Annotated in this window: 20 protein-coding genes, 1 tRNA gene and 2 pseudogenes; 9 read left to right on the top strand and 14 right to left on the bottom strand. The window is 71.2% G+C overall.

What is annotated here, in order from left to right; all coding sequences use genetic code 11:
* Positions 1–28: 28 nt before the first annotated feature.
* The 3 genes from AB0O29_RS07330 to AB0O29_RS07320 form a co-directional block, all read right to left on the bottom strand.
* Entirely contained in the window at positions 29–1126 is a 1098-nt protein-coding gene (locus AB0O29_RS07330; RefSeq protein WP_365147466.1) for a serine hydrolase domain-containing protein, read from the bottom strand.
* A gap of 153 nt (positions 1127–1279) precedes the next feature.
* Positions 1280–1531, bottom strand: a complete 252-nt coding sequence (locus AB0O29_RS07325; RefSeq protein WP_365147463.1) for an EF-hand domain-containing protein — start codon at positions 1529–1531, stop codon at positions 1280–1282.
* 98 nt (positions 1532–1629) lie between these two features.
* Positions 1630–2295, bottom strand: a complete 666-nt coding sequence (locus AB0O29_RS07320) for a MerR family transcriptional regulator (RefSeq protein WP_365147460.1) — start codon at positions 2293–2295, stop codon at positions 1630–1632.
* A gap of 106 nt (positions 2296–2401) precedes the next feature.
* Between AB0O29_RS07320 and AB0O29_RS07315 the strand changes: the two genes are divergently transcribed.
* From AB0O29_RS07315 to AB0O29_RS07305, 3 genes are all read left to right on the top strand, one after another.
* Positions 2402–2839, top strand: a complete 438-nt coding sequence (locus tag AB0O29_RS07315; protein ID WP_365147457.1) for an Rrf2 family transcriptional regulator — start codon at positions 2402–2404, stop codon at positions 2837–2839.
* Between the two features lie 87 nt (positions 2840–2926).
* Complete coding sequence (locus tag AB0O29_RS07310) at positions 2927–4093, top strand: MFS transporter (protein WP_365147454.1); 1167 nt, start codon at positions 2927–2929, stop codon at positions 4091–4093.
* Positions 4090–4602 carry a GNAT family N-acetyltransferase gene (locus AB0O29_RS07305; protein WP_365147452.1) on the top strand — a complete coding sequence of 171 codons (513 nt, stop codon included), beginning with the start codon at positions 4090–4092 and terminating at the stop codon, positions 4600–4602. Before AB0O29_RS07310 ends, AB0O29_RS07305 begins: the two co-directional genes overlap by 4 nt.
* On the opposite strand, the gene AB0O29_RS07300 is transcribed toward AB0O29_RS07305, so the two are convergent.
* Positions 4571–5335 (bottom strand): helix-turn-helix domain-containing protein, encoded by a 765-nt coding sequence (locus AB0O29_RS07300; RefSeq protein ID WP_365147449.1) that lies wholly within the window; start codon positions 5333–5335, stop codon positions 4571–4573. The two genes, AB0O29_RS07305 and AB0O29_RS07300, sit on opposite strands and share 32 nt — an antisense overlap.
* A gap of 109 nt (positions 5336–5444) precedes the next feature.
* Positions 5445–5517 (bottom strand) — tRNA-Leu (locus AB0O29_RS07295).
* A 99-nt stretch (positions 5518–5616) separates the two neighbouring features.
* Between AB0O29_RS07295 and AB0O29_RS07290 the strand changes: the two genes are divergently transcribed.
* Positions 5617–6273, top strand: coding sequence for a response regulator (locus tag AB0O29_RS07290; RefSeq protein ID WP_079425828.1), 657 nt, complete (start codon positions 5617–5619; stop codon positions 6271–6273).
* A gap of 69 nt (positions 6274–6342) precedes the next feature.
* On the opposite strand, the gene AB0O29_RS07285 is transcribed toward AB0O29_RS07290, so the two are convergent.
* From AB0O29_RS07285 to AB0O29_RS07255, 7 genes are all read right to left on the bottom strand, one after another.
* A complete protein-coding gene (locus AB0O29_RS07285) occupies positions 6343–7059 on the bottom strand; it encodes an ABC transporter ATP-binding protein (RefSeq protein WP_365147446.1) in 717 nt (238 codons plus the stop codon).
* Positions 7056–8000 carry an ABC transporter ATP-binding protein gene (locus tag AB0O29_RS07280; RefSeq protein ID WP_365147443.1) on the bottom strand — a complete coding sequence of 315 codons (945 nt, stop codon included), beginning with the start codon at positions 7998–8000 and terminating at the stop codon, positions 7056–7058. Before AB0O29_RS07280 ends, AB0O29_RS07285 begins: the two co-directional genes overlap by 4 nt.
* Positions 8001–8003: 3 nt before the next feature.
* A complete protein-coding gene (locus tag AB0O29_RS07275) occupies positions 8004–9827 on the bottom strand; it encodes a branched-chain amino acid ABC transporter permease (RefSeq protein ID WP_365147440.1) in 1824 nt (607 codons plus the stop codon).
* Between the two features lie 5 nt (positions 9828–9832).
* Entirely contained in the window at positions 9833–10762 is a 930-nt protein-coding gene (locus tag AB0O29_RS07270; RefSeq protein ID WP_365147437.1) for a branched-chain amino acid ABC transporter permease, read from the bottom strand.
* Positions 10763–10863: 101 nt separating this feature from the next.
* Positions 10864–12090 (bottom strand): branched-chain amino acid ABC transporter substrate-binding protein, encoded by a 1227-nt coding sequence (locus AB0O29_RS07265; protein WP_365147434.1) that lies wholly within the window; start codon positions 12088–12090, stop codon positions 10864–10866.
* Positions 12091–13226: 1136 nt separating this feature from the next.
* Positions 13227–13691, bottom strand: coding sequence for a hotdog fold thioesterase (locus tag AB0O29_RS07260; RefSeq protein ID WP_365147431.1), 465 nt, complete (start codon positions 13689–13691; stop codon positions 13227–13229).
* 48 nt (positions 13692–13739) lie between these two features.
* On the bottom strand, positions 13740–16010 hold the full coding sequence (locus AB0O29_RS07255) for an FdhF/YdeP family oxidoreductase (protein WP_365147599.1): 2271 nt from the start codon (positions 16008–16010) through the stop codon (positions 13740–13742).
* Between the two features lie 253 nt (positions 16011–16263).
* On the opposite strand from AB0O29_RS07255, the gene polA reads away from it, so the two are divergent.
* Positions 16264–18984 (top strand): DNA polymerase I, encoded by a 2721-nt coding sequence (gene polA, locus AB0O29_RS07250; RefSeq protein ID WP_365147428.1) that lies wholly within the window; start codon positions 16264–16266, stop codon positions 18982–18984.
* A 32-nt stretch (positions 18985–19016) separates the two neighbouring features.
* On the opposite strand, the gene AB0O29_RS07245 is transcribed toward polA, so the two are convergent.
* Positions 19017–19874 carry a DUF4184 family protein gene (locus tag AB0O29_RS07245; protein ID WP_365147425.1) on the bottom strand — a complete coding sequence of 286 codons (858 nt, stop codon included), beginning with the start codon at positions 19872–19874 and terminating at the stop codon, positions 19017–19019.
* A gap of 156 nt (positions 19875–20030) precedes the next feature.
* On the opposite strand from AB0O29_RS07245, the gene AB0O29_RS07240 reads away from it, so the two are divergent.
* The 3 genes from AB0O29_RS07240 to AB0O29_RS07230 all read left to right on the top strand — a co-directional run bounded on the left by AB0O29_RS07240 (position 20031) and on the right by AB0O29_RS07230 (position 22457).
* Positions 20031–21233: a lytic murein transglycosylase gene (locus AB0O29_RS07240; RefSeq protein ID WP_365147422.1), complete on the top strand. Its 1203-nt coding sequence runs from the start codon at positions 20031–20033 to the stop codon at positions 21231–21233.
* Positions 21234–21323: 90 nt separating this feature from the next.
* Positions 21324–21467: an SPW_0924 family protein gene (locus AB0O29_RS07235; RefSeq protein WP_358893189.1), complete on the top strand. Its 144-nt coding sequence runs from the start codon at positions 21324–21326 to the stop codon at positions 21465–21467.
* 12 nt (positions 21468–21479) lie between these two features.
* The gene (locus AB0O29_RS07230; RefSeq protein WP_365147419.1) at positions 21480–22457 is read left to right on the top strand and encodes a DUF3068 domain-containing protein; all 978 of its coding nucleotides are present in this window, start codon (positions 21480–21482) and stop codon (positions 22455–22457) included.
* Here the strand turns inward: AB0O29_RS07230 and AB0O29_RS07225 are convergent.
* Positions 22444–23370 (bottom strand): annotated as a pseudogene (locus AB0O29_RS07225) (ATP-dependent helicase C-terminal domain-containing protein); the annotation flags it as partial. The gene AB0O29_RS07230 and the pseudogene AB0O29_RS07225 overlap by 14 nt on opposite strands.
* 2 nt (positions 23371–23372) lie before the next feature.
* Between AB0O29_RS07225 and AB0O29_RS07220 the strand changes: the two are divergent.
* Positions 23373–23466, top strand: a pseudogene (locus AB0O29_RS07220) (succinate dehydrogenase iron-sulfur subunit); the annotation flags it as partial.

The following is a 23466-nucleotide window of genomic DNA, read 5'->3' as shown; positions in this document are numbered from 1 at the left end:
GGGCCCGGCGGTGACCGCGCACGTCAGCTCAACGGCACAGGGCCTCGTCCACCAGCCCCTCCAGCCGCCGCGTCACCTTGTAATCCGCCGGATCCGTCGTCACCGCGATGTTCACCGCACGCCCGTCCGGCCCCACCCCACCCCGGGTCTCGAACCCCGCGATGTCCCCGCCGTGCCCCCAGTACACCCCACCGCACGACAACGGCCGACTGATCAGACCCAGCCCGTACCCCACGTCCGAACCCTCGACCGGCACCGTCGTCCGCATCGCCCGCTGCTCCTGCGGCCGCAGCAGACGCCCCTCCAACAGCGCGCCGAAGAACCGGTTCATGTCCGAGTTCGTCGACACCATCTGACCCGCCGCCCACGCCGCCGACGGATCGATGGCCGTAACGTCCCGCAACGGCCCGCCCACCGCGTCCTGGTGATAGCCGTGCGGATGCGCCTCCCGGATGCCCCGGTCACGCGGCGCCGGGAAATACGTGTGCCCCAACCCCAACGGCTTCACCACCCGCCGGTCGATCTCGGACGCCAACGACCGCCGCGTCAGCTTCTCCGCGATCAGACCGGCCAGCACGTAGTTCGTATTGCTGTAGTGGAACGTCTTCCCGTCCGTGGACGTCGCCGGATGCCGGAACGCGATCTCCAGCACCTCGCGCGGCTCCACGTACCGCCCCCGCTCGATCGCCTCACCGACCTCCGCCTCGTAGTCCGGGATCCCGCTCGTGTGCTGGAGCAGCTGCCGCACGGTGATCGTCCGCCCGTCGAAACCCTCCCCGCGCACCACCCCCGGCAGATGGTCCTCCACCCTGTCGTCGAGCCGGAGCCTCCCCTCACCGACCAGCTGGAGCACCACCACGGCCGTGAACACCTTGGTGTTGCTCCCGATCCGCACCTGCCCGTCCCGCGGCACCCCCGCGCCCGTGGCCACGTCACCCACCCCGGCGGTGTAAGTCCGCGAGCGCCCCGACCCCTCCGTCACGGTCGCCAGCGCACCCGGCACCCCGGCCTCCCGCACCAGCCCGTCCAGACCCCGCTGAACGGAATCCGGCCGACCGGCCGCGAACGCCACCGGCTGCGCCGCCACCCCCAGCGCCAGCGCCCCCACCGCCACCGCGGCCGCCACACGCCGGTGCCCCCGCCTCAACCGCCCACCCATGGACCCTCCCCGAAAATCGCCGAAACAGCACCAAAACGTGTGCTGCCCCAACGATCACCGGGGACCGGCCCCCAACGGCATCCCGCTACCCACCCGACACCAGGTGGGGCAAACCCCCCCTTACCAGCCGAACCGCCGGTCCACCTCGGCCTCGAACTCCTCGAACGTCAACACCTGGTCACCGTTCTTGTCCGCCGCGTCGAACAACGCCGACGACGCGTCCGCGTCCCCCACACCCCAGAACGGCAGATCCCCCCGAGCCGCCAGCGTCGGCCCCTTCGACCGCAGCGCCGAGATCACCTCCAGCCGCGTCAGCTCACCGTCCTGATTCAGATCCAACGCGTCGAACAACTTCCGAGCCTTCTCGCTCACAGCGGCACCCCTTCATCCCGTATACGCTCGCCCCAACCTAGGGGGTGTCCGCAACGTACCGCCTGCCCCCCGAGCGGACGACGCCACGTCGCGGACACCTAGGCCACCCACCCCGGCACGACCTCCCACCCGTTCACCGCCCACACCAGCCTCCAGTACCGCTCCACCCGCGGATCCACCGGACCCTCCACCCCCGGAGCCCGCCGGAACACCTCACCGAACCCCGCGTCACCCATCAGCTCCACCAACTCCACCCACGCCGCCACCTGCTCCGCCGACGGATCCTCCGGCAGATCCGGCGCGGCCACCCGCACCATCGCCGCCACCGACTCCTCGGCCCCCTCCACCAACACGTCCACCAACCGCCGCCGCTCCTGCGCCGACAACCGCGTCACCCTGTGCATCAACCTGACCTCCTCAGGACCGGACCCACGCTCGGCCACCAACCGCAACACCGCCCGACGCAACCGCAACGCCCGGATCCGCACCTCCACCGCATCGGCGTGCACGGCCGCCACCTCGGCCACCGACAACTCCCGATCCAGCACCCGCCGCACGGCGGGCAGATCCACACCCAGCTCACGCAGCGTCCGCACCAGCTCCAGACGCGCCAGCGCCCCGGCGTCGTACAGCCGGTACCCCGCACGACTACGAGCGGCCGGCGCGACGATCCCCTCGTCGGAGTAGAAGCGGATGGTCCGCACCGCCAGCCCCGACCTCCGGGCCAGCTCCCCGATCGAAAACAACTCCGCCGCGCCGTCCATGCCCCCACCCTGAGGTCTCCACCCACTGGAGACTCAAGGCTAGACTTGCGGCCGAAGTCGTAACAGAATCAGTTGCAACACGCGCCGGGGACGACAGGAGAGGCCGATGAGCGCGAACAGCCGCATGACCGTGGCCACCCACACCCTCACCTGGATGGCCCTCGTCTGCCCCCAACGCCCCGACGGCATCGTCACCTCCGACCAGATCGCCGACAGCGTCAACACCAACCCCGTCGTCATCCGCCGCACCCTCGGCCACCTCCGCGACGCCGGCCTCGTCGCATCCCGCCGCGGCGTCGGCGCCGGCTGGCTACTGACCCGCCCCCCGCAGGACATCACCCTCAGAGACGTCTACCTCGCCGTCGAACCCGACCCCCTCCTCGCCCTCCACGCCGCCACCCCCAACCAGAAATGCCCCATCGGCATCGGCATCCCACCCGTCCTCCGCGAGACCTACGCCCGCGCGGAAGAAGCGATGAAACGCGAACTCGCCGCCGTCACCATCGCCGACGTCCTACGCGACACCGTCGCCACCCCCAGCTGACGCAGGCCGACCCCCTCAGGGTCGGCCCCTTTTCAGCCCACCATCGTAACCAAACTAGTTACATCAATGATCCGGAGCCGCACACCCGTGCACCACCGCCCACTCCTCACCCTCGCCACCGGCATGTTCGCCATCGGCACCGACAGCTTCGTCATCGCCGGCATCCTCCCCGACGCCGCCCACGGCCTCGGCACCACCACCGCCACCGCCGGCTGGCTCCTCACCGCCTACGCCCTCACCTACGCCCTGCTCGGCCCCGTCATGGCCACCCTCACCACCCGCTGGCCCCGCCGCACCCTCTTCCTCACCGGATACGCCGCCTTCACCACCGGCAACCTCCTCACCGCCTACGCCCCCCACTTCGGCACAGCACTCGCCGCCCGAGCCCTCGCCGGACTCGGCGGCGCCATGATCACCCCCGCCGCCGTCGCCGCGGCCGCCACCCTCGCCCCACCCGAACGCCGAGGCCGCGCCATCGCCACCGTCATGACCGGCCTCAGCGCCGCCACCGCCCTCGGCGCACCCCTCGGCACCGCCCTCGCCAGCCTCACCGACGACTGGCGCACCACCCTCCTCTTCGTCACCACCCTCGGCCTCCTCGCCGCCCTGGGCACCGCCCTCTTCCTCCCCACCCTCCCCACCCCACCCACCGTCCCCCTCCGCACCCGCCTCACCCCCCTCACCGACCACCGCATCGGCCTCACCCTCCTCACCACCCTCCTCGCCTACACCGGCCTCTACACCGTCTACTCCTTCATCGACCCCGCACTCGACCGCGCCACCGGAGGCAACGGCACCACCCTCGCCACCCTCCTCTTCGTCTGGGGCCTCGCCGCCACCGCCGGAACCCTCACCTCCGGCCGCCTCGTCGACCGCTACGGCGGCCGCCGCGTCATCAACACCGCCCTCACCCTCGCCGCCCTCGACTTCGCCCTCCTCCCCTGGACCACCGCCCACCTCCCCACCACCATCGCCGCCCTCCTCGTCTGGGGCGCCTGCGGCTGGGGCCTCCTCGCCCCCCAGACCCACCGCCTCATCACCACCCTCCCGACCGCCGCCCCCCTCCTCACCGGCCTCGCCTCCGCGACCGTCTACGTAGGCGTCGCCATCGCACCCCTCACCGGACAGGCCGGCCTGGCCCGACTCGGGCCGTACTGGCTCGGCCCCGTAGGCGCCGCCCTCATCGCGCTCGCCCTCGTCACGGCGGAAGCCGCCCACACCGCCATCCACCGCAAGGAAACGGAAACCCCGTGATCACCACCGAACGCCTCCGGCTCCGCCCCCTCACCGAGAACGACACCGACTGGTGGGTCCGCCTCCACGCCGACGAAGAGGTCGCCCGCTTCGTAGGCGCCTACACCCGGGACCAGGCGACGGCCCGCCTGCGCGACATCGAGCGGCAGTGGACCGACCGCGGCCACGGCCTCTGCGCGGTCGAACTCCGCGACACCGGGGAGGCCATCGGCCGCTGCGGCCTGAACTGGTGGGAGGAGTTCGGCGAAACCGAAATAGGCTGGACCTTCGCCCGCCCCCACTGGGGCCACGGCTACGCGACGGAGGCGGCCCGCGCCGTCCTCGCCTGGGGCTTCGGCCCCCTGGGCCTGGACCGGATCACCGCCATGATCCACCACGGCAACACGGCCTCGACCGCCGTAGCCCAGCGCCTGGGCTTCACCCCGCTCCGCGAGGACACGGTCCTGAACCGCCCGTGCACCGTCCACGCCCTGGACGTCAGTACTTCGGCCCGACGTGGGCGTCCATGAGGGCGACGGATTCCTTGCGGGCGATGGAGACGTTCAGGGGGTCACTTCCTCGCGCGAGGATCGTCCACCGAACACCGACCTTGGCGAGGGTGTCGGTACACAGCTTCCGGATGTCGTCGGACTTGTTGGTGAAGAAGTACCGGGGGTACTCGTACCGCTTCCCGTTCCGGACGGTCCAGTTGGTGATGCGGCAGCCGTCGGAATGGATCAGGCCCCGGATGAACTCCCATGGGTGGGCGTCCACGATCGCCTGCTGCCAGCCCTCGAGGGTGATCCGCCGCTCGTGTTTCTTTCCCGGCCCGTGTTGAGGGAACAAGCACACCCAGTGCTGGGTGAAGGACTTGACCTCGACGCAGCCTGCCCGGGTGCGGCGCCTGACGTGAGGCAGCGGCATGACGAGCCGCATCGCTCGTTCGGCGGCGTCGACCAGCCCGGAGTGGGCGGCGTCGCAGAACACCGAGAGGTGGTGCCGCTTGGGTTTGGAGATGATGTGGCCGTCGCCGAGGTAGAAACCGAGGAGATAGGCGTACGCCTCGTGGTTGATCGGGCAGCCTGTGCATTTTGGGCAATCGCTCGGCTGGACGTAGGACTCGCCCCGGCGCTTTCGGTCCTCGTGCCGCCACCATCCGATGGTTCCGCGGGGTATGCCGAAATGTTCCGCCACGTCTCGGTTGGTCATGCCCCGGCGTAGGAGAAGTACCGCTTCTTCGCGAATCGAAGGATTGTGCTCCATGTTCGGAGCTTCATCGCTATTCGTCCGGTTGGCCGCAAATCGAAGTTTCGTTCACCGTGACGAGTGAAGATCGCCGTATCGCTTGGCGACCTTGGAAATGAAGGAGAAGTGCCCCGGGTCGGATTCGAACCGACGCTGAATGGGTTTTGAATCCATGGCCTCTACCGCTGGGCTACCGGGGCCCCTTCGAAACGAAGGATACAGAAGACCCTCCGTGCCACAAACATACAGGAGCTAGGTAGGCTCAGGGGAGCTGAATCACCTTGCAACAGGGAGCCTCCGTGACCGCCGAGCACGAGTCGACGCCCACGCCCGACGCCGACCAGTCGCACGTTCCGCCGCTGACGACCCGCGTCGTCATCGCCGAGGACGAGGCGCTCATCCGTCTCGACCTCAAAGAGATGCTCGAAGAGGAGGGCTACTCCGTCGTCGGTGAGGCCGGTGACGGGCAGACCGCCATCGAGCTCGCGCGGGAGCACCGCCCCGACCTGGTCATCCTCGACGTGAAGATGCCCGTCCTCGACGGCATCTCCGCCGCCGAGAAGATCGCCGGGGAGTCCATCGCCCCCGTCCTGATGCTCACCGCCTTCTCGCAGCGCGAGCTCGTCGAGCGGGCGCGGGACGCCGGGGCCATGGCGTACCTGGTGAAGCCGTTCAGCAAGAGCGACGTGGTGCCGGCCATCGAGATGGCCGTGTCCCGGTTCGCGGAGCTGAAGGCGCTGGAGAAGGAGGTCGCTGACCTCTCCGCGCGGCTGGAGACCCGCAAGCTCGTCGACCGGGCCAAGAGCATCCTGCAGACCCAGTACGGGCTGACCGAGCCGGCCGCGTTCCGGTGGATCCAGAAGACCTCCATGGACCGCCGCATGTCCATGCAGCAGGTAGCCGAGGCGGTCATCGAGGACGCCGAGGAGAAGAAGCAGAACGCCGCCGGGAAGTAACCGGCGGCATGCGTGAGGCCCGCCTCCCCCCGAGGGGAGGCGGGCCTCACGCGTGGTTCAGCCGGTGGCTCAGTCCTCGCCGAGGTACGCCTTGCGGACGTCCTCGTTGACGAGGAGCTCGCGGCCGGGGCCCGACAGGACGACCTTGCCGATCTCCATGACGTGGCCCTGGTCGGCCAGGGACAGCGCGGCCTGGGCGTTCTGCTCGACGAGCAGGATCGTGGTGCCCGACGACTTGAGCTCGGCGATGGTCGCCATGATCTTCTGCATCATCAGCGGGGAGAGGCCCATGGAGGGCTCGTCCAGCATGAGCAGCTTGGGCCGGGACATGAGCGCGCGGCCCATGGCGAGCATCTGCTGCTCACCGCCCGAGAGGGTGCCGGCGGCCTGCTTGCGGCGCTCTCCCAGGATGGGGAAGAGGTCGTAGGCGCGCTGGACGTCCTTCTGGATGCCTTCCTTGTCGTTGCGGAGGAAGGCGCCGAGGAGGAGGTTGTCCTCGATGCTCATGCGCGGGAAGATGTGCCGGCCCTCGGGGGAGTGGGCGAGGCCGAGCGAGACGATGTCGTGCGCGGGGACCTTCTTGAGGGACTTGCCCTGGAACTTGATCTGGCCGCCCTTGGGCTTGATCAGTCCGGAGAGGGTGCGCAGGGTGGTCGTCTTGCCGGCGCCGTTCGTCCCGATGAGGGTGACGATCTGGCCTTCGTCGACGCTGAAGGAGATGCCCTTGACGGCTTCGATCTTGCCGTAGGCGACGCGGAGGTCCTCGACCTCCAGGAGTGCGGTCACTTGGCTTCTCCGTCCGTGCTGGTGGTGCTGTGCGCGTCGGCTTCGGCGTCGGCCGGGGCCGGGGCCGGGGCCTCGGCGTCGGTCTCGGCGGCGGCTTCCGTTTCGGCGGCGTGTTCGGCCTCGGCGGCTTCGACCTCGGCGACTTCCTCGGCGCCGGGGGCGCCTTCGAAGGGCTCGCCCAGGTAGGCGGCGATGACGCGCTCGTCGCTCTGGACCTCGCCGGCGGTGCCCTCGATGAGCTTCTCGCCCTGGACGAGGCAGGCGACGCGGTCGCAGAGGTTGAAGATGAAGCGCATGTCGTGCTCGATGACGAGGACGGCGATGCCCTTGTCCCGGATGGCGAAGATGAGTTCTTCGGTGGCCCGGGTCTCCTGGGGGTTCATGCCGGCGGTGGGCTCGTCGAGGAGGATGAGGCCGGGGTCGCTGGCGAGGGCGCGGGCGATCTCCAGCTTGCGCTGTTCGCCGTAGGGGAGGTTGCGGGCGAGGTGTTCGGCCTTGTGGTCGAGGCCGATGAACGCGAGCAGCTCCATGGCCTTCTCGCGGCTGGCGGCTTCTTCCTTGTGGAAGCCGGGGAGCCGCAGGAGGGCCGACCAGAGGCCTTCTTTGGTGCGGGTGTGGCGTCCGACGAGGACGTTTTCCAGGACCGTCATGTTGTTGAAGAGACGGATGTTCTGGAAGGTGCGGGCGATGCCGGCCGCGGTGACCTTGAAGGACTTGGGCGGCAGGACGGTGCCCTTGTAGCGGACCTCTCCCTCGGTGGGGATGTAGAGGCCGGTGAGGCAGTTGAAGAAGGTGGTCTTGCCGGCGCCGTTGGGGCCGATGAGGCCGACGATCTCGCCGCTGCGCACGGTCAGGTCGACGTTCTTGACGGCGGTGAGGCCGCCGAAGCGCATCGTGACGCCGCGTGCGTCGAGGACCGTCTCGGTGGTGGTGGTCGTCATGGGTCAGGCCCCTGCCTTGCCGAGGACCGTGGGCGCGTCGAGGTCCGCGTGGAGTTCGAGCTGGTTGCGCCGGTTGGGGATGAGGCCTTCGGGGCGCAGGCGCATCAGGATGATGAGCGCGATGCCGAAGGTGAGGAGCTGGTAGTCGCCGAGGAAGCCGAGCTTGTTGGGGATCAGGAAGAGCAGGGATCCGCCGACGAGGGGGCCGGAGATGGTGCCCATGCCGCCGAGGACGACCGCGGCGAGGAGGAAGGCGGAGTTCGGGGGGACGGCGTTGGCGAAGACGTACTGGTCCGGGGTGACGGTGTAGTTCACGTGGGCCTGTACGGCGCCGGCGAGGCCGGCGAGGGTGGCGCCGAGGGCGAAGGCGACGAGCTTGACGCGGAAGCCGTTGATGCCCATGGCTTCGGCGGCGGTCTCGTCCTCGCGGATGGCGACCCAGGCGCGGCCGATGCGGGATTCGGCGCTGCGGCGGAAGACCATGACCACGATGAGCGTGATCAGGAGCATCAGGAAGAAGTAGTTGGCGAAGCGGCCGATGACGAGTCCGCCGATGCTGTGCGTGGCTCCGAAGTCGAATCCGAAGAGGTCGACGTTGGGGACACCGGCGATGCCGTTGGGGCCGTTGGTGAGGTCGGGGCCGGAGACGCCGTCGAGGTTGTTCATCGAGATGCGGAAGATCTCTCCGAAGCCGAGGGTGACGATGGCGAGGTAGTCGCCGCGCAGGCGCAGGGTCGGGGCGCCGATGAGGACGCCGAAGACCATGGAGGCGAGGGCGCCGACGATGAGTGCGGCCCAGAAGGGGAGGTGGACTCCGAAGGGGGAGTTGGGGGAGCCGGAGACCAGGGCCGCGGTGTAGGCGCCGACGCCGAGGAAGGCGACGTAGCCGAGGTCGAGGAGGCCGGTGAGGCCGACGACGATGTTGAGGCCGAGGGCGACGGTGGCGAAGATGAGGATGTTGACGCCGAGGGTCGCGTACTGGTCGTCGGTCTGGGTGAGGGGGAAGACCGCGGCGGCGGCGAAGGCGCCGATGAGGGCGATGTTGCGGTGCTTGCCGGTGAGGGCGGTGAAGCGGGCGACGAGGCCGGCCTTGTGGATGGCGCCGAAGCCGAATCCCGCGGTGATCAGGAAGCCCATGAAGAGTTCCTGGTACGGGGTGGTGATGCCGTAGGTGAAGACGCCGAGGACGAGGCCGAGGACGGCCGCGATGATGAGGATCTCGGTCCAGGCGGGGAGGGCGCGGGCCGGGGCCGGGGTCTTGGCGGCGAAGGCCGACTTGACGGTGGTCCAGGTGTTGCCCGCGTTGTGCTTGAAGGTGTCCCAGGCGCCGTCGTCGGGGTCGGGGCCTTCGAGTTCGGGGCGGGTGAAGGGGAGGGCGAGGGCTCCGGTCAGGGCGGCGAGGCTGGTGACGCCGAGGACGTAGCCGCCGGGTTCCAGGTTGACGATGCCGCCGAGTTCGGAGGTGATGGCGATCAGGGTGTACCAGGCGGTGGCGAAGGTGCCGAGGGCGGTGAGTTTGATCGCCGCGTCGGAGCCGCCGGGGGTGAGCCAGCCGAGGCCCTTGACGCCGTAGGAGGCGAGGCCGAAGAGGGTGGTGAGGAGGCCGCCGACGAGGACGAGCCACTGCATGCCGCCGGGGTATCCGTAGACCGTGAGGTCGCCGGGGAAGGCGGAGGTCCAGGTCCAGGAGAGGAAGCAGGAGACGGCGGTGAGGGCGCCGCCGGCGGTGGCGAGGGCGCGGCCGGTCTTCTCGGGGAGGGCGATGAAGCCTCGGGCGGTGTCGGTGTTCTGCACGGTGTCCGTGGTTTCTGCGGTGTTGGTCGTCATGGTTCTCACGCCCTGTCCGCCACGCGCTCACCCATCAGGCCCTGGGGCCGGAAGAGGAGTACGAGGATGAGGAGTACGAACGCCCAGGTGTTGCCCCAGGACTGGCCGCCGAGCTGCTGCATGCCGGGTACGTCGGCGACGTAGGCGGTGGTCAGGGTTTCGGCGAGGCCGAGGACGAGACCGCCGATCATGGCGCCGTAGATGTTGCCGATGCCGCCGAGGACGGCTGCGGTGAAGGCCTTGAGGCCGAGGAGGAAGCCCATCTTGAAGTTGACTTCGCCGTACTTGAGGCCGTAGGCGACGGCTCCGACGGCGGCGAAGGCCGCGCCGAGGGCGAAGGCGACCGTGATGATGCGGTCGGTGTTGATGCCCATGAGCTTGGCGGTGTCGGGGTCCTGGGCGGTGGCCTGCATGCCGCGGCCGGTGCGGGTCTTCTTGACGAAGTAGCCGAGGAACGCCATGGAGACGGGGGCGGCGATCAGCAGGAAGAGGTCACCGGTCTGGATGGTGATGCTGCCGATGTGGAAGGGGCCGCCGGGGATCTGGGGAAAGACGATGGAGGACTTCGCGTCGGGGTACCAGGCCCATACGGCCTGCTGGAGCGCGAGGGAGAGGCCGATCGCGGTGATCAGCGGCGCGAGGCGCGGGGCGCTGCGCAGGGGCCGGTAGGCGAAGCGTTCGGCGCCGACGGCGATGAGGGTGGCGACGAGGATCGCGCCTATGAGCATGAGCGGCAGGGCGATCCACATGGTGGTGCCGCCGGGGAGCATGAGCCAGACCGTGAGGGCGCCGAAGCCGCCGGTCATGAAGATCTCGCCGTGGGCGAAGTTGATGAGCTGGACGATGCCGTAGACCATTGTGTAGCCAATGGCGACGAGCCCGTACATGGATCCCAGTAGCAGGCCGTTGACCAGCTGTTGCGGCAGTTCGTGCACCGCAGGTCCTCCGAGTCTTTCGACGGATGTGACACCGCGCGGGGCGCTTGGTTCGCGCCCCGCGCGGCAAGTGAGGGGTGTGGCAGGGGACTTGCGGAGGGTCAGCCGGCGAGGGTGCCGGACTCGACGGTCTTGAAGTCGTCGCCGTCGACCTTGTAGACGGTGAGCTGCTTGTTGGTGGCGTCGCCGAACTCGTCGAAGGAGACCTTGCCGGTCACGCCGTCGAAGGAGACGCCCTGGACGGCTTCGAGGACCTTGGCGCGGGCGTCGGAGGGGAGCTTGCCGTTGTTGGCCTCGACGGCCTTCTTGACGCCCTCGATGATGGCCCAGGCGGAGTCGTAGGCGTAGCCGCCGTAGGCGGAGTAGTCGTCCTTGTAGCCGGCCTTCTTGTAGTTCTCGATGAACTCCTTGGCGGACGGCAGGGTTTCGACGGGGGCGCCGACGGAGGTGCAGAGGTCGCCCTGGCCGGTGGCGCCGGCGAGCTCGACGTACTTCTTGTCCTTGATGCCGTCGCCGCCGATGAGCGGGATGTTGGCGCCGGCGGCCTTGATCTGCTTGCTGAGGGGGCCGGCCGCGGGGTATTCGCCGCCGTAGTAGACGACGTCGGCGCCGCTGCTCTTGACCTGGGTCACGATGGCGGAGAAGTCCTTGCTCTCCGGGTCGATGTGGCCCTCGCCGGCGACCTGGCCGCCGAGCTTGGTGAACTCGCCCTTGAAGGTTCCGGCGAGGCCGGCGCCGTAGGTCTTCTTGTCGTCGATGACGAAGACCTTCTTCTTGCCGGCCTTGTTGAAGAGGTACTGCGCGGCGAAGGGGCCCTGGATGGCGTCCGTGGTCGCGGTGCGGAAGTAGCTCTTGTAGGTGCGGACCTTCTGGCCTTCGGCCCACTTGGGGCCCTGGGTCAGGGAGGGGCTGGTGTTGGCCGGGGAGATCTGGGTGAGCTTGGCGTCGTCGAAGACCTTCTGCATGGACTCCGAGACGGAGGAGTTCAGGGGGCCGACGACGCCGAGGACGTCCTTGTTGGCGACGAGCTTGGTGGCGTTCTGCTGGCCGGAGGAGGCCTGGGCCTGGTCGTCGAGGGCCTCGAACTTGAAGGTGATGCCCTTGACGTACTTCTTCTCGTTGGCCTGCTTGACGGCGAGTTCGGCGGAGTTCTTGATGCCGAGGCCGAGGGCGGAGAGGTCGCCGGTGAGCGGGGCGTCGACGCCGATGACGACCGTGGTGCCGCCGTCGGCGGAGCCGCCGGTGTCGTTGCGCGAGCCGCAGGCGGTGAGAGTGAGAGCGCCCGCGGCGAGGGCGGCGGTCACGGCGATGAGCTGACGAGAACGCAACGTTCAGTCCTTTCCTGGCGCCGCGTCCCCCGTGGGACGCGTCGAGTCGAACGCGGGGAACCGAACTGAGGAAATCCGGCGGTCGCGGTAACTGGCCGTGACTCTAGGCGGCTCTTCGGGGGATATGGAGGGCTGAGGCCAATGATGTGACTCTCTTGTTATGCCACGGCGTAATACATAGCGGATGTGTGCGGGTGGAACGGGGGAATTCCGGCTGGTTCGTCTTGTCCGGATACTGAGACGCCGCAGGACCATGGGGCGGTTTGGGTCCTGACGCGCCATGACTCTAAGGGTTTTTGGTCATGACGGGGTCGGAGTGGCCGCGTCTCGATCTTCGGGACACGCCCTGGTCAGCGCGACGGAAAGATCCCTGGCATATCGGTCACCGGGGATGTAACTGTGATCCTCTTTCTGGAATCCATTACTCAGGGTTACTTCGAGGAATGGCAGTCCGGAATTCCGTGCTACATGCACGCAATCTTTTGTCCGAATGAGGACGAGGAGCTCGCGCACTTCCCCCGCCGCGACCGTGGAGGGCAGGAGTGGCCGGATCGTCACGCTCAGCGCCGGTGACGGCTGTCCGACGCGCTCCAGCGTCACCGGAGGCCCGGACGAGGTCCGCACACGGACAGTGAACGCGAACGCGGCGCCGTCGGGGGCCGGCTCCACCGGTTCCCCGTAGGTGAGGGAGAACGTCTGGGAGGGCGCGGCGGGCGCCGCCGGCGCCGGGGGCGCGTGCCGGGTGGCCTGGATCCGTACGGCCGCGGCCGCCAGGACGGCCACGGAGGCGACGGTGAGGACGGCGCGGCGGTGGCGGGCGTAGAAGGCGCGCGGCCGCGCGGTCCGGCGGGGAGGGGAGGGCGTACGGGGCCCGGTGCGCGCCTCCTCCCGGTCCCAGGTGCCCTCGCCGGGCTCCAGGGGGCCTATCCCGCCGCCGGTCACGAGGCGCCGCCGGGGCGGGGCGGGGCCTGCGGGGCGGTGTGCGGTGCCGTTGCCGCTGGCGTGGGGGCGGCGGCGGTGATGTGCCGCGGCGCCGGTCCGGTTCCCATGCGGGAACGCTAGACCGGCGCCGTGGGCTGCACAACGGGCCGTCTCGGCCCGGTTGTTAAGGCTGCGTGTCGCTTCGGATGCGGAGGTCAGGACTCCGTGTCGCGCAGGAGGCAGGTGAGGCGGGCGGTGCAGACGCGCCGGTCCTGGTCGTCGGTGATGACGATCTCGTAGGTGGCCGTGGAGCGGCCGCGGTGGACGGGGGTGGCGGTGCCGGTGACGATGCCGTCGCGCGCGCCCCGGTGGTGGGTGCAGTTCAGGTCGACGCCGACGGCGATCTTCCCGCTGCCGCCGTGCAGCATGGCGCCGACCGAGCCCAGGGTCTCGGCGAGGACGGCCGAGGCGCCGCCGTGCAGCAGCCCGTAGGGCTGGGTGTTGCCCTTGACGGGCATCGTGGCGACGACCCGGTCGGCGGAAGCCTCCAGGATCCTGATCTCCATGCGCTCGCCGAGGGCGCCCGCGGAGAACAGGGCGGGCAGGTCTATGCCCAGGGCCGCGTACTCGTCCAGGACCTCCTGGGGGAACTTCACGGCGTGCTGCTGCTCGTCGGCCATGGGCCTGCTCCGTTCGTCAACGATCGTTAACCATCTGGGCCCGTTCTATCAGGCCGGTTCGAAGCGCACGACGACGGACTTGCTGGCGGGGGTGTTGCTGGTGTCGGCGGTGGAGTCCAGGGGGACCAGGACGTTGGTCTCGGGGTAGTAGGCGGCGGCGCAGCCGCGCGCGGTGGGGTAGTGGACCACGCGGAAGCCGGGGGCGCGGCGCTCGACGCCGTCCTTCCACTCGCTGACCAGGTCGGTGTAGGAGCCGTCGGCGAGGCCGAGCTCGGCGGCGTCGTCGGGGTGGACCATCACGACGCGGCGTCCGCCGGTGATGCCGCGGTAGCGGTCGTCGAGGCCGTAGATGGTGGTGTTGTACTGGTCGTGGCTGCGCAGGGTCTGCAGGAGCAGCCGGCCGGCCGGGACCTCGGGGTACTCGACGGGGGCGGCGGTGAAGTTGGCCTTGCCGTTCTTCGTGGGGAAGCGGCGCTCGTCGCGGGGGCCGTGGGGGAGCTGGAAGCCGCCGGGGCGGGCGACGCGGGCGTTGAAGTCCTCGAAGCCGGGGACGACGCGGGCGATGCGGTCGCGGACGGCGGCGTAGTCGGCCTCGAAGTCCTCCCAGGGGGTCTTCGAGGCGGTGCCGAGGACGGCGCGGGCCATGCGGGCGACGATGGCGGGCTCGGAGAGCAGGTGGGGGGAGGCGGGGGCGAGGTTGCCGCGGGAGGCGTGGACCATGCCCATGGAGTCCTCGACGGTGACGAACTGCCTGCCGCCCGCCTGGACGTCCTTGTCGGTGCGGCCGAGGGTGGGCAGGATCAGGGCGCGCCGGCCGGTCACCGCGTGGGAGCGGTTGAGCTTGGTGGAGACGTGGACGGTCAGGGAGGCGTTGCGCATGGCGGCCTCGGTGACGTCGGTGTCGGGGGTGGCGCCGACGAAGTTGCCGCCCATGGCGAAGAACACCTTGGCCCTGCCGTCGCGCAGCGCCTCGATGGCGCGGACCACGTCGAAGCCGTGGGCGCGGGGCGAGGTGATGGAGAACTCGCGGTCGAGGGCGTCGAGGAAGGCGGGCGCGGGGCGTTCGAAGATGCCCATCGTGCGGTCGCCCTGGACGTTGGAGTGGCCGCGGACGGGGCAGACGCCGGCGCCGGGGCGGCCGATGTCGCCGCGCAGCAGGAGGAGGTTGACGACCTCGCGGATGGTGGCGACGGCGTGCTTGTGCTGGGTCAGGCCCATGGCCCAGCAGACGATGGTGCGCTTCGAGGCGAGGATCATCGCGAGGGCGCGTTCGATCTCGGGGCGGTTGAGCCCGGTGGCCTTGAGGGTCTCGTCCCAGTCGGCCTCCTTCGCGGCCGCGGCGAGCTCCTCGTAGCCGTGGGTGTGCTCCCGGATGAAGGTCTCGTCGAGGGCGCCGTCCGTCTCGATGACCAGCTTGTTGAGGAGGCGGAAGAGGGCCTGGTCGCCGCCGATGCGGATCTGGAGGAACAGGTCGGTGAGGGCGGTGCCCTTGACCATGCCGAGGGGGGTCTGGGGGTTCTTGAACCGCTCCGTGCCGGCCTCGGGCAGCGGGTTCACCGAGATGATCTTCGCGCCGGCCTTCTTGGCCTGCTCCAGGGCGGAGAGCATGCGGGGGTGGTTGGTGCCCGGGTTCTGCCCGGCCACGATGATCAGTTCGGCCTGGTGGAGGTCCTCCAGGGAGACGCTGCCCTTGCCGATGCCGATGGTCTCGCTGAGCGCCGAGCCGGAGGACTCGTGGCACATGTTGGAGCAGTCGGGGAGGTTGTTGGTGCCGAACTCGCGGGCGAAGAGCTGGAAGAGGAACGCGGCCTCGTTGCTCGTGCGCCCGGAGGTGTAGAAGACGGCCTCGTCGGGGGAGGCGAGGGCCTTCAGCTCCTCGGCGATGATCTCGAAGGCGCGCTGCCAGCTGACGGCCTCGTAGCGGTCGCCGCCCTCGGGCAGGTACACCGGCCGGGTGATGCGGCCCTGCTGGCCGAGCCAGTAGCCGGAGCGGCCGGCGAGGTCGGAGAGGGGGTGCTCGGCGAAGAAGGCGGGGGTCACGCGGCGCAGGGTGGCCTCTTCGGCGACGGCCTTTGCGCCGTTCTCGCAGAACTCGGCCGCGTGCCGCTTGTCGCCTTCGGGCCAGGCGCAGCCGGGGCAGTCGAAGCCGTCCTTCTGGTTGACCTTGAGGAGGGTCCGTGCGGTGCGGACCAGGCCCATCTGCTCCTGCGCGATCTTCAGGGTGTGGCCGATCGCCGGGAGGCCGGCTGCCGCGTGCTTGGGCGGCGTGACCTGCGGTGCGTCCTGCACCGGGTCACCTATGGGCGGCTTGGTCGCCATCGCGCTCCCCTTCGAGCGTACGTACGGGTGCAGCACGTGATGCCGCATCCTTCGATCCTTGCACGGTCTCCGGAAACGGGGGAGGGCGGTCCGGTGCTGCGGGGCCCGGCGACGGGTGCGCCGGGGGCGTCCGGTGGGGCGGGCGCGCCGGGCGGGGCGCGGGTGCGCCCGGGGCGGGCCCGAGGGCGGGGCGGCGGGGGCGGACGGGCGGCCGTCGCCGGAATTGTCGGTGGGGAGCCCTAGGATCGGGGGCGTGGCAGAGACAGCATCGAAGAAGACCGAGCAGACGACCGCAGCGGACCGCCCCCGCCTGATGCTCATGGACGGGCACTCCCTGGCGTACCGGGCGTTCTTCGCGCTGCCCGCGGAGAACTTCACGACGGCGACGGGCCAGCCGACCAATGCCATCTACGGCTTCGCGTCGATGCTGGCGAACACCCTGCGTGACGAGGCGCCCACGCACTTCGCGGTGGCGTTCGACGTGTCCCGCAAGACCTGGCGCTCGACGGAGTTCCCCGAGTACAAGGCGAACCGCTCCAAGACCCCCGACGAGTTCAAGGGGCAGGTCGAGCTGATCGGCGAGCTCCTGGACGCGATGAAGGTGCCGCGGTTCGCGGTCGACGGCTTCGAGGCCGACGACGTGATCGCGACGCTGGCGACGCAGGCCGAGGCCCTCGGGTTCGACGTCCTGATCGTCACCGGCGACCGGGACTCCTTCCAGCTGGTCTCCGAGCACACCACCGTGCTCTACCCGACCAAGGGCGTCTCCGAGCTCACCCGGTTCACGCCGGAGAAGGTCGTCGAGAAGTACGGGCTCACCCCCCGCCAGTACCCGGACTTCGCGGCCCTGCGCGGCGACCCGTCCGACAACCTGCCGGGCATCCCGGGCGTCGGCGAGAAGACCGCGGCGAAGTGGATCAACCAGTTCGGTTCGTTCGCGGAGCTGGTCGAGCGGGCCGAGGAGGTCAAGGGCAAGGCCGGGCAGAACTTCCGCGACCACCTGGAGGCCGTGAAGCTCAACCGGGTCCTGACCGAGATGGTCAAGGACGTGGAGCTGCCGAAGACCCCCGCCGACCTGGCCCGCGCCCCCTACGACCGCGGCGCGCTCACGGGCGTGCTGGACGTGCTGGAGATCCGCAACGCCTCGCTGCGCGAGCGGCTGCTGGCCGTGGACCCGGGCGCGGACCAGGAGGAGGCCCCGGCCCCGGCGGCCGGCGTCGAGCTGGACGGGACGGTGCTGGGCGCGGGCGAGCTGGCCCCCTGGCTCGCGGCGCACGCGGGCGGACCGCTCGGCGTCTCGACCGTGGACAGCTGGGTGCTGGGCCAGGGCAACGTCTCCGAGGTGGCGCTGGCCGCCGCCGGCGGAGCGGCCGCCTGGTTCGACCCGTCCGCCCTGGACGAGGCGGACGACAAGGCCTTCGCCGCCTGGGCGGCCGACGCCTCCGCGCCGAAGACGGTGCACAACGCCAAGGGCCTGATGCGGGTCTTCCCGGAGCACGGCTGGACCCTGGCGGGCGTCGTCATGGACACCGCGCTGGCCGCCTACCTGGTCAAGCCGGGCCGGCGCTCCTTCGCCCTGGACGTGCTGTCGGTGGAGTACCTGGGCCGCGAGCTCCAGCCGCCGGCCGCCGACGGGCAGCTGGCCTTCGGCGCCGACGACACCGCCGAGGCGGACGCCCTGATGGCGCAGGCCCGCGCGGTCCTCGACCTGGGCGGGGCCTTCACCGCGAAGCTCCCCGAGGTCGGCGCCGTCGAGCTGCTGCACGAGATGGAGCTGCCCACCTCCGAGCTGCTGGCGCGACTGGAGCGGGCCGGCATCGCCGCCGACCGCGACCACCTGGAGGGCATGGAGCAGCAGTTCGCGGGCGCCGTGCAGCAGGCGGTCAAGGAGGCGCACGCCGCCGTCGGGCACGAGTTCAACCTCGGCTCGCCCAAGCAGCTCCAGGAGGTGTTCTTCGGCGAGCTGGACCTGCCGAAGACGAAGAAGACAAAGACCGGCTACACGACGGACGCGGACGCGCTGGCCTGGCTGGCCACGCAGACCGACCACGAACTGCCGGTGATCATGCTGCGCCACCGGGAGCAGGCCAAGCTCCGCGTGACCGTCGAGGGCCTGGTCAAGTCGATCGCCGCCGACGGCCGGGTGCACACCAGCTTCAGCCAGACCACCGCCGCCACGGGCCGGCTGTCCTCCACGGACCCCAACCTGCAGAACGTCCCGGTGCGGACGGACGAGGGCCGGGCCATCCGCCGCGGCTTCGTCGTCGGCGAGGGCTACGAGTCGCTGATGACGGCCGACTACAGCCAGATCGAACTGCGCGTCATGGCCCACCTCTCCGAGGACGAGGGCCTGATCGAGGCCTTCAACTCCGGCGAGGACCTGCACACCACGGTCGCCTCCCAGGTGTTCGGGGTGGAGCGCTCCCAGGTCGACGCCGAGATGCGCCGCAAGATCAAGGCCATGTCCTACGGCCTGGCGTACGGGCTCTCCGCCTTCGGTCTCGCCCAGCAGCTGAACATCGAGCCCGCCGAGGCGCGGGGCCTGATGGAGACCTTCTTCGAGCGGTTCGGCGGGGTCCGCGACTACCTCCAGCGCGTGGTCGACGAGGCCCGGGCCACCGGCTACACGGCGACGGTCTTCGGGCGCCGCCGCTACCTGCCCGACCTCAACAGCGACAACCGCCAGCGCCGCGAGGCCGCCGAGCGGATGGCGCTGAACGCCCCGATCCAGGGCACCGCCGCCGACATCGTCAAGGTCGCGATGCTCCGCGTGGACCAGGCCCTGGCCGCGGCCGGGCTGACCTCGCGGATGCTGCTCCAGGTCCATGACGAAATCGTCCTGGAGATCGCCCCCGGCGAGCGGGAGCGGGTCGAGGAGCTGGTGCGCCGCGAGATGGGCGCGGCCGTCGAGCTGCGGGCCCCGCTGGACGTGTCCGTGGGCGTCGGCGGCGACTGGGAGTCCGCCGCGCACTGACCCCGGAGGTCCGCCCGGACGCCCGTCCCCGCCTACGCGGTGGGGACGGGCGTCCGCGCTTCCCGGTCCGGGCGGGGCCGGTCGCGGTCGCGGCGGTGGCGCAGCCGCACCAGGGCCCCGTACAGCAGCAGGCCCACCGTGAGGCCGCCGCCGGCTCCGAAGCAGACGGTGGGGATGATGTCGAGCGGGCTGTGGATCCGGTCGTGGAAGGTGAGGAAGCGCATCACCCGCAGGGTGATCCCGGCCGCCGCGCAGGCGCCGATCAGGAGCAGGGCGCCCCACCGCTCCCCGCGGCCGAGCACCGGCACCGCGGGCGGCACGGGCCGCTTCGGCAGCCGGCGCAGGGCGCTCGCGGTGAACCAGAGCAGGGCGCAGGCGGCGATCGCGGAGGTGCCGTACTGGAGGAAGGTGTACGCCGGCAGGCCGAGGGCGAGGGGCCGGTTCAGCCACGGCAGCGCCTCCGTCCCCCAGCGGCCCCCGTGCGTGAAGGCGTCCCACACCACGTGGGTGAGCGAGCCGGCGACCGCCGAGAGGTAGAACCGCAGCGCGAGCGCGGGCGGCCGGAGCCCCCTCCAGCGCTCCCCGCGCACCAGCGCGTGGACGCGGCCCCGCGCGGCGGCCGGCAGCAGCGCGACCAGCGGCTCGCGCAGCAGGATCCAGCAGGCGGCGAGGACGGCCGTCAGCAGGGCGTCGACGGTGGCCACGCCCAGCAGCGAGTGCGCGAAGTCCCCGTAGCCCATCAGGCCGCCGACGACCGCGTCCGCGAAGAAGAAGGAGTCCGGCGCGAACGACCCCAGCACCAGGGCCGAGGCGATCAGCGGCCCCCGCGCCCGGCCCGTGCGGCGGATGGCCGGAAGCACGGCGGCCGCGTGGCTGAGAGTGAACGGCACGGAGCCTCCCGGGGGTAGCCGATGTCGGGACATTATGCGTGACCCGCACAGGCACGTGGGGATGTGGTGAATGTCAGGCCCGTAGTGCGTGCCGTGTGCAGGGAGTTGACGTAGGGTCACGCGGACGTTCGGACGTCCAGTGGAGGGGACCCGTTCATGTCGGCACGAATATTCGGCCGCGGTCTGCGCCGTGGCGCGGCCGCGGCACTGGTATCGGCACTGGTGGCCGCCGCGATGACGGCCTCCCAGGGCCCCGCGCTCGCGGGCCCGGAGCGGATCGCGGCGGCCGGGGAGGAGGCCGCGGGGCCGCCCGCCGCCGCGCCGGGCTCCGGCGGGGACTCGTCCTACCTGACCGAACTGCCGCCGCTGGCCAGCCCCGAGCCGCCGTCCGCCCTCCTGCCGGACGGGGAGGCGGCCCCCGGCGGGCAGCCCGCTCCGGCGCCTTCCGTCGCCGAGGCGGTGCTCCGCCCGGCGGGCGAGGGCGCGCAGGGCATTCCGGCGAGCGTGCTCGCCGCGTACCGGGGGGCCGAGCAGCGGGTGGGGGCGGACGACCCCGGGTGCGGGCTGCGCTGGCAGCTGCTCGCGGCGATCGGCAAGGTCGAGTCCGGGCAGGCCGCCGGCGGCCGGGTCGACGCGAACGGGACCACCCTGCGGCCGATCCTGGGGCCCGTCCTCGACGGCAACGGCTTCGCGAACATCTCCGACACCGACCGCGGGGCCTACGACGGCGACGCCCGCTACGACCGGGCCGTCGGCCCGATGCAGTTCATCCCGTCCACCTGGGCCGCCTGGGGGCAGGACGGCAACGGCGACGGCCGGCGCGACCCCAACAACGTCCACGACGCGGCCCTGGCGGCCGGACGCTACCTGTGCGCGGGGAACCGCGACCTGAGGACGGGCGCGGGCCTGGACCGGGCGGTGCTCTCGTACAACCAGTCGGCGGAGTACCTGCGGACGGTGCGCACCTGGTACGCGTACTACCTCCAGGGCGCGCACGAGATCCCGGACGGCACCGGCCCGGGCCCGCTCCCCGCGCCGGGCACCCCGTCCCCGAAGCCGAGCCCGACGCCCACGCCCACCCCGAAGCCGAGCCCGACGCCGACCCCCACGCCGACGCCGACCCCGACGCCGACGCCGACGCCGACGCCGACGCCCACGCCGACGCCCACCCCCACGCAGCCCCCCAAGCCCACGCCCACGCCGACCCCGAAGCCGAGCCCCACCCCCACCCCGAAGCCGAGCGCGACCCCGAGCCCCTCGGCCTCCCCGAAGCCGACGGGAGCCGCCACGCCCACGGCCACCCCCACGGCCGCGCCCTCGCCGTCCGTCTCCCCGAAGCCCACCCCCGCCGCTCCTTAGCGAGCGGGGCCGCCCGACGGTTCTCATCTGACCCCCGCGTTGCTACGGTACGCCTCCCTGACGACCCATCAGATCCAGGGAGGTCCCGCCGTGCGCGCACTCGTCGCCGCCGCCGTCGGGCTGGCCGCCGCGCTGGCCCTCGTCCTCGCCGTCACGGCGTTCGGGGCGCCCGAGGGCCGGACCTCGCCCAAGCCCCTGCTCACCACCGCGCCCCCCGCGCCCGGACAGGAGTAAGGAGGTCCGGCCGTGCGACGCAGAGCGAGCCTCGTCCTGCTTGCCTTCGCCGTGTTCTGCGCAGCCCTCGCACCGCTGCTGCGCTGGTACGCGTACCCCCGCCTGGCCAAGATCCCGGCGAACCAGTACCAGGCCGTGGTCCTGGAGGCCAAGGACGCCACCCTCCTCGACTACACCGGCGGGATGCAGCCCAAGAAGGTCGACAAGGTCACCATCGTCCAGACCCTCAAGGGCAACGTCGAGGCGTCCCGGCAGATCGAGGCCGACGCGGGCAAGGACGTCGTCGTCTGGGACACCCTCACCTACATCATGGGACCGGACGGCAAGATGGTCTCCCGGATCCCCGAGCGCTACGTCTTCGACGCCCACACCCAGGACCCGGTGCACGCCACCGGCGAGATGGTCGACGGCGACCCCGTGAAGCGCGAGGGCATCGAGTTCAAGTGGCCCTTCTTCACCGAGCCGCGCGACTACCTCTACTTCGACGCCCAGACCCGCACCTCCTCGCCGATCCACTACGTCGGCCCCCGCACATACCGGGGCATGGACGTCTACTACTTCGAGCAGACCGTCCCCTGGACCAAGGTCCCCATGCCGAAGAAGATGCCGATCGAGGGCATCGACCCGGCGACCATCGAGCAGACCACCGGAACCACCCTCTGGTACACCGTCAAGGCCCGCTTCTGGGTCGACCCGGTGACCGGCGCCCCCGTCAACGCCGAGCAGGACATCCAGCAGGAGATGCGCGGCGGCATCGCGGCGAGCGCCCCCGACGGCCGGCTCACCGCCTTCGCCGGGCACGTCACGATGCGCGAGGACTACGCGAAGTACACCCGCGACCTCGTCGCCGCCAACCGTACGAAGGTCCTCGCCCTGCACACCTACGCCCCGGCCGGCCTCGCCCTCGCCGGCCTCGCCCTCCTCGCGGCCGCCCTCTGGCTGGAGGCCCGGGGCCGCCGGGCCCCGGGCGCCCCGGTCAGCGGCCCCTGAGCCGGGCGTTCGTGTGCCGGGTGGGCTCGGCGGTCGCCGGGTCCTCCGGCCACGGGTGCTTCGGGTACCGCCCGCGCAGCTCGGCCCGCACGGCCCGGTAGCCGCCCTGCCAGAAGGACGCCAGGTCCGCCGTGACGGCGGCGGGCCGCCCGGCCGGCGACAGCAGGTGCACGAGGACGGGAACCCCCGCCACCCTCGGGGTCTCGGCCAGCCCGAACAGCTCCTGGAGCTTCACCGCCAGCACCGGCTGCTCGGCGGAGTAGTCCACCCGGATCCGGGAGCCGCTGGGCACCTCGATCCGCTCGGGCGCCAGCTCGTCCAGCCGGACCGCCTCACCGGTCGCCCAGGGCAGCAGCCGGTTCAGGGCCTGGCCGGCGTCGATCCGGCCCAGGTCCGCGCGGCGGCGGGCCCGCGACAGCTCGGGCTCCAGCCACTCCCCGGCCCGCTCCAGCAGCGCCGCGTCCCGCGCCACGTCGGGCCAGGCGCCGCCGAGCGTACGGTGCAGGAACCCGAGGCGGGCGCGGAGCGCCACCGCGTCGGGGGACCAGCGCAGCAGGCCGAGGCCCTCGGTGCGCAGCCCGTCCAGCAGGGCATCCCGCACCAGCGCCGCGTCCGGGTCCCGCAGCGGGCGCTCCACCAGAGCGACCGCCCCGAGCCGCTCGACGGCCCGGGCCACCACGTCCCCGCCCTCCCAGCGCACCTCCTCGCCGGAGACCAGCAGGTGCGCGGCGGCCGCCCGGGCGGTGTCCCCGTCGATGACGGCGGCCAGCCGTACGCGGGCGGACGCGGAGTGCGGGGCCCGGTCGGCGACGGCGACGGCGATCCACGCGGCGTGCCGCAGCGAGGACCCCTCCGGGACCTCGGCCCCGGTCCCGGAGACCATGAGGAAGCCCCCCGACCCCTTGGCCTTCGCCCTGGAACGACGGCCAGTACTTAGGCCCGGCGGCGATCGTCAACGCCCACCGCTTCATCTTCGACTCGCGTGACGAGGCCGGCGAGCAGCGGCTGG

The sequence above is a fragment of the Streptomyces sp. NPDC089915 genome (genome assembly GCF_040684675.1).
GTDB lineage: Bacteria > Actinomycetota > Actinomycetes > Streptomycetales > Streptomycetaceae > Streptomyces.
This window is presented reverse-complemented; position numbering and strand designations above follow the sequence as displayed.

Coding starts and splice junctions, on each gene's coding strand:
- AB0O29_RS07320 (WP_365147460.1), bottom strand. CDS start 2,295: ATGGACGGCGCGGCGGAGTTGTTTTCGATCGGGGAGCTGGCCCGGAGG.
- AB0O29_RS07315 (WP_365147457.1), top strand. CDS start 2,402: ATGAGCGCGAACAGCCGCATGACCGTGGCCACCCACACCCTCACCTGG.
- AB0O29_RS07300 (WP_365147449.1), bottom strand. CDS start 5,335: ATGGAGCACAATCCTTCGATTCGCGAAGAAGCGGTACTTCTCCTACGC.
- AB0O29_RS07280 (WP_365147443.1), bottom strand. CDS start 8,000: ATGACGACCACCACCACCGAGACGGTCCTCGACGCACGCGGCGTCACG.
- AB0O29_RS07275 (WP_365147440.1), bottom strand. CDS start 9,827: ATGACGACCAACACCGCAGAAACCACGGACACCGTGCAGAACACCGAC.
- AB0O29_RS07260 (WP_365147431.1), bottom strand. CDS start 13,691: ATGGCCGACGAGCAGCAGCACGCCGTGAAGTTCCCCCAGGAGGTCCTG.
- AB0O29_RS07255 (WP_365147599.1), bottom strand. CDS start 16,010: ATGGCGACCAAGCCGCCCATAGGTGACCCGGTGCAGGACGCACCGCAG.
- AB0O29_RS07240 (WP_365147422.1), top strand. CDS start 20,031: ATGTCGGCACGAATATTCGGCCGCGGTCTGCGCCGTGGCGCGGCCGCG.